The following is a 5,401-nucleotide window of genomic DNA, read 5'->3' on the forward strand; positions in this document are numbered from 1 at the left end:
TGAAGTTGTGTTCGGCGGTGACCTACTCTCCCACACCCTCTCGAGTGCAGTACCATCGGCGCTGGCAGGCTTAGCTTCCGGGTTCGGAATGGGACCGGGCGTTTCCCTGCCGCTATGGCCGCCGTAACTCTGTGAAACAAGGCCCTGTCCACATCGACCGGAGTCGAGGGACGGGTGTGTTGTTTCAGATACTGCACAGTGGACGCGTCACGATTCTTCTGGCTTGGTTGTGTGTAAGCCCTCGGCCGATTAGTACCGGTCACCTCCACGCATTGCTGCGCTTCCAGTTCCGGCCTATCAACCCCATGGTCTGTGGGGGGCCTTAACCACGCAAGGTGGTGAGAAACCTCATCTTGGAACAGGCTTCCCGCTTAGATGCTTTCAGCGGTTATCCCTTCCGAACGTAGCTAACCAGCGATGCTCCTGGTGGAACAACTGGCACACCAGAGGTTCGTCCGTCCCGGTCCTCTCGTACTAGGGACAGCCTTCCTCAAGTTTCTTACGCGCGCGGCGGATAGAGACCGAACTGTCTCACGACGTTCTAAACCCAGCTCGCGTGCCGCTTTAATGGGCGAACAGCCCAACCCTTGGGACCTACTCCAGCCCCAGGATGCGACGAGCCGACATCGAGGTGCCAAACCATCCCGTCGATATGGACTCTTGGGGAAGATCAGCCTGTTATCCCCGGGGTACCTTTTATCCGTTGAGCGACACCGCTTCCACTTGCCGGTGCCGGATCACTAGTCCCGACTTTCGTCCCTGCTCGACGTGTCAGTCTCACAGTCAAGCTCCCTTGTGCACTTGCACTCAACACCTGATTGCCATCCAGGCTGAGGGAACCTTTGGGCGCCTCCGTTACTCTTTGGGAGGCAACCGCCCCAGTTAAACTACCCACCAGGCACTGTCCCTAACCCAGATCATGGGCCGAGGTTAGACGTCCAATACGATCAGAGTGGTATTTCAACAACGACTCCACACACACTGGCGTGCATGCTTCACAGTCTCCCACCTATCCTACACAAACCGAATCGAACGCCAATACCAAGCTATAGTAAAGGTCCCGGGGTCTTTTCGTCCTGCCGCGCGTAACGAGCATCTTTACTCGTAATGCAATTTCGCCGAGTCTGTGGTCGAGACAGCAGAGAAGTCGTTACGCCATTCGTGCAGGTCGGAACTTACCCGACAAGGAATTTCGCTACCTTAGGATGGTTATAGTTACCACCGCCGTTTACTGGGGCTTAAATTCTCAGCTTCGCCTTGCGGCTAACCGGTCCTCTTAACCTTCCAGCACCGGGCAGGCGTCAGTCCGTATACATCGACTTACGTCTTCGCACGGACCTGTGTTTTTAGTAAACAGTCGCTTCTCTCTGGTCTCTGCGACCACACCCAGCTCCCACCGTGAAGGTGTTCACCGGGCATGGCCCCCCTTCTCCCGAAGTTACGGGGGTATTTTGCCGAGTTCCTTAACCACAGTTCTCTCGATCGCCTTGGTATTCTCTACCTGATCACCTGTGTCGGTTTGGGGTACGGGCCGTGTATGAACTCACTAGAGGCTTTTCTCGGCAGCATAGGATCACTGAATTCCCCACAACGGGTACGCATCAAGTCTCAGCCTTCATGTGACACGGATTTGCCTATGTCACGGCCTACACTCTTACACCAGTACTACCACTGACTGGCCCAGCTACCTTCCTGCGTCACCCCATCGCTTGGCTACTACCAGATCAGGTCCCGCGCATCCAGACCACGTCATCCCGAAGGATGCTCCAGGCCATTCAGGGCGGTTAGTATCACTGATTCACCATGGGCGCGCATACACGGGTACGGGAATATCAACCCGTTGTCCATCGACTACGCCTGTCGGCCTCGCCTTAGGTCCCGACTCACCCTGGGCAGATTAGCTTGACCCAGGAACCCTTGATCATTCGGCGGACGAGTTTCTCACTCGTCATTCGCTACTCATGCCTGCATTCTCACTCGTGTGGCCTCCACGCCTGGATCACTCCGACGCTTCTATGGCCACACGACGCTCCCCTACCCACCCACACACCTGCCCGGAGGAGGTTATTGTGTGAGTGCCGCGGCTTCGGCGGTGTACTTGAGCCCCGCTAAATTGTCGGCGCAGGACCACTTGACCAGTGAGCTATTACGCACTCTTTCAAGGGTGGCTGCTTCTAAGCCAACCTCCTGGCTGTCTCAGCGATCCCACATCCTTTTCCACTTAGTACACGCTTAGGGGCCTTAGCCGGCGATCTGGGCTGTTTCCCTCTCGACTATGAAGCTTATCCCCCACAGTCTCACTGCCGCACTCTCACACCTCGGCATTCGGAGTTTGGCTGACGTCAGTAACCTTGTAGGGCCCATCGGCCATCCAGTAGCTCTACCTCCGAGGTGAAACATGCGACGCTGCACCTAAATGCATTTCGGGGAGAACCAGCTATCACGGAGTTTGATTGGCCTTTCACCCCTACCCACAACTCATCCCCTCAGTTTTCAACCTAAGTGGGTTCGCGCCTCCACGACGTCTTACCGTCGCTTCACACTGGCCATGGGTAGATCACTCCGCTTCGGGTCTAGAGCATGCCACTCACTCGCCCTATTAGGACTCGCTTTCGCTACGGCTTCCCCACACGGGTTAACCTCGCGACATACCACTAACTCGCAGGCTCATTCTTCAAAAGGCACGCCATCAGCCCAAAAGGCCTCTGACGGATTGTAAGCACACGGTTTCAGGTACTATTTCACTCCCCTCCCGGGGTACTTTTCACCATTCCCTCACGGTACTAATCCGCTATCGGTCACCAAGGAGTATTTAGGCTTACCGGGTGGTCCCGGCAGATTCACAGCAGATTTCACGGGCCCGCTGCTACTTGGGAACACAAATCGCCCAGCCACAAAGCTTTCAGGTACGGGACTCTCACCCTCTACGGCCGACCCTTCCAAGTCGTTCCCCTAACCCGCGGACTATCAAGCGCCTGATCCGGCAGAACCAGGACATCATGCCCCACAACACCACACACGCAACCCCTGCCGGGTATCACACGCATGCGGTTTAGCCTCTTCCGCGTTCGCTCGCCGCTACTGACGGAATCACTATTGTTTTCTCTTCCTGCGGGTACTGAGATGTTTCACTTCCCCGCGTTCCCTCCACACACCCTATGTATTCAGATGTGGGTAACACGCCATCACGCGCGCTGGGTTCCCCCATTCGGACACCCTCGGATCACAGCTCGGTTGGCAGCTCCCCGAGGCTTATCGCAGCCTCCTACGTCCTTCATCGGCTCTTGGTGCCAAGGCATCCACCGTGTGCTCTTACACACTTACATTCACAAACAATTAAAGATGCTCGCGTCCACTGTGCAGTTCTCAAACAACACACACCAACCCCACCCACACCAGATACAGACCTGGCATATCGGGAATCAGTGCCACCAGAAACAACCAGACCCAGCACAAACCAGGCCCAACGGTGTTGTCTCAGACACCCAACAGTGTGTTTCATCCGGACCACGCTCCCCCCGAAGCAGCCGGCCCTGAGCCGACACCCCGAAGATCAAGGCGAGTCCTACGCGATAGTGTTCCACCCAATTGAGCCACCCAGCGCGCCACACTCGGACGCGAACCAGGCGCAAACTCTGACCCCACCAACAGGCGAGGTGAGTGCTCCTTAGAAAGGAGGTGATCCAGCCGCACCTTCCGGTACGGCTACCTTGTTACGACTTCGTCCCAATCGCCGATCCCACCTTCGACGGCTCCCTCCACAAGGGTTAGGCCACCGGCTTCGGGTGTTACCGACTTTCATGACGTGACGGGCGGTGTGTACAAGGCCCGGGAACGTATTCACCGCAGCAATGCTGATCTGCGATTACTAGCGACTCCGACTTCATGGGGTCGAGTTGCAGACCCCAATCCGAACTGAGACTAGCTTTAAGGGATTCGCTCCACCTCACGGTCTCGCAGCCCTCTGTACTAGCCATTGTAGCATGTGTGAAGCCCTAGACATAAGGGGCATGATGATTTGACGTCATCCCCACCTTCCTCCGAGTTGACCCCGGCAGTCTCTCACGAGTCCCCACCATAACGTGCTGGCAACATGAGACAGGGGTTGCGCTCGTTGCGGGACTTAACCCAACATCTCACGACACGAGCTGACGACAACCATGCACCACCTGTATACAAGCCACAAGGGAAACGACATCTCTGCCGTCGTCCTGTATATGTCAAGCCTAGGTAAGGTTCTTCGCGTTGCATCGAATTAATCCACATGCTCCGCCGCTTGTGCGGGCCCCCGTCAATTCCTTTGAGTTTTAGCCTTGCGGCCGTACTCCCCAGGCGGGGCGCTTAATGCGTTAGCTACGGCACGGAATCCGTGGAAGGACCCCACACCTAGCGCCCACCGTTTACGGCATGGACTACCAGGGTATCTAATCCTGTTTGCTCCCCATGCTTTCGCTCCTCAGCGTCAGTTACTACCCAGAGACCCGCCTTCGCCACCGGTGTTCCTCCTGATATCTGCGCATTTCACCGCTACACCAGGAATTCCAGTCTCCCCTGTAGTACTCAAGTCAGCCCGTATCGCCTGCACGCCCCCAGTTGAGCTGGAGGATTTCACAGACGACGTGACAAACCGCCTACGAGCTCTTTACGCCCAGTAATTCCGGACAACGCTCGCACCCTACGTATTACCGCGGCTGCTGGCACGTAGTTGGCCGGTGCTTCTTCTGCAGGTACCGTCACTCTCGCTTCGTCCCTACTGAAAGGGGTTTACAATCCGAAGACCGTCATCCCCCACGCGGCGTCGCTGCATCAGGCTTCCGCCCATTGTGCAATATTCCCCACTGCTGCCTCCCGTAGGAGTCTGGGCCGTGTCTCAGTCCCAGTGTGGCCGATCACCCTCTCAGGCCGGCTACCCGTCGTCGCCTTGGTAGGCCATTACCCCACCAACAAGCTGATAGGCCGCGGACTCATCCTGCACCGAAAAACTTTCCAACCCCCACCATGCGGCAGGAGCTCATATCCGGTATTAGACCCGGTTTCCCAGGCTTATCCCGAAGTGCAGGGCAGATTACCCACGTGTTACTCACCCGTTCGCCACTCGTGTACCCCCGAAAGGGCCTTACCGTTCGACTTGCATGTGTTAAGCACGCCGCCAGCGTTCGTCCTGAGCCAGGATCAAACTCTCCATAAAAGCTTCTCAGCACTACAAAAAGCACAATCCAAGCAAAAAACAAACCAAAAAACTGGCTGTTTCAAAAACGCGACCCCCACGACAGGGATGTGAAAGGGTCGCAACCAAACAAAAAATTTGGCACTATCACAAACAAAACACACTGTTGAGTTCTCAAACAACACCACCACACCGCTCCCCAGACGGTCACCGACCACCCAGATCACGAGGGCA

Annotated in this window: 3 rRNA genes; all 3 read right to left on the reverse strand. The window is 56.3% G+C overall.

Going from position 1 to position 5,401, the window contains the following annotated elements:
- Positions 1 to 9: 9 nt before the first annotated feature.
- Positions 10 to 126: ribosomal RNA gene (gene rrf, locus H483_RS25560) — 5S ribosomal RNA — on the reverse strand.
- Between the two features lie 103 nt (positions 127 to 229).
- A 23S ribosomal RNA gene (locus tag H483_RS25565) occupies positions 230 to 3,326 on the reverse strand.
- A gap of 345 nt (positions 3,327 to 3,671) precedes the next feature.
- Positions 3,672 to 5,188: ribosomal RNA gene (locus tag H483_RS25570) — 16S ribosomal RNA — on the reverse strand.
- Together the 16S, 23S and 5S rRNA genes form the textbook arrangement of a ribosomal RNA operon.
- Between the last annotated feature and the right edge of the window lie 213 nt (positions 5,189 to 5,401).

The sequence above is a fragment of the Dietzia sp. UCD-THP genome, assembly GCF_000349585.1.
Classification (GTDB): Bacteria; Actinomycetota; Actinomycetes; order Mycobacteriales; family Mycobacteriaceae; genus Dietzia; species Dietzia natronolimnaea_A.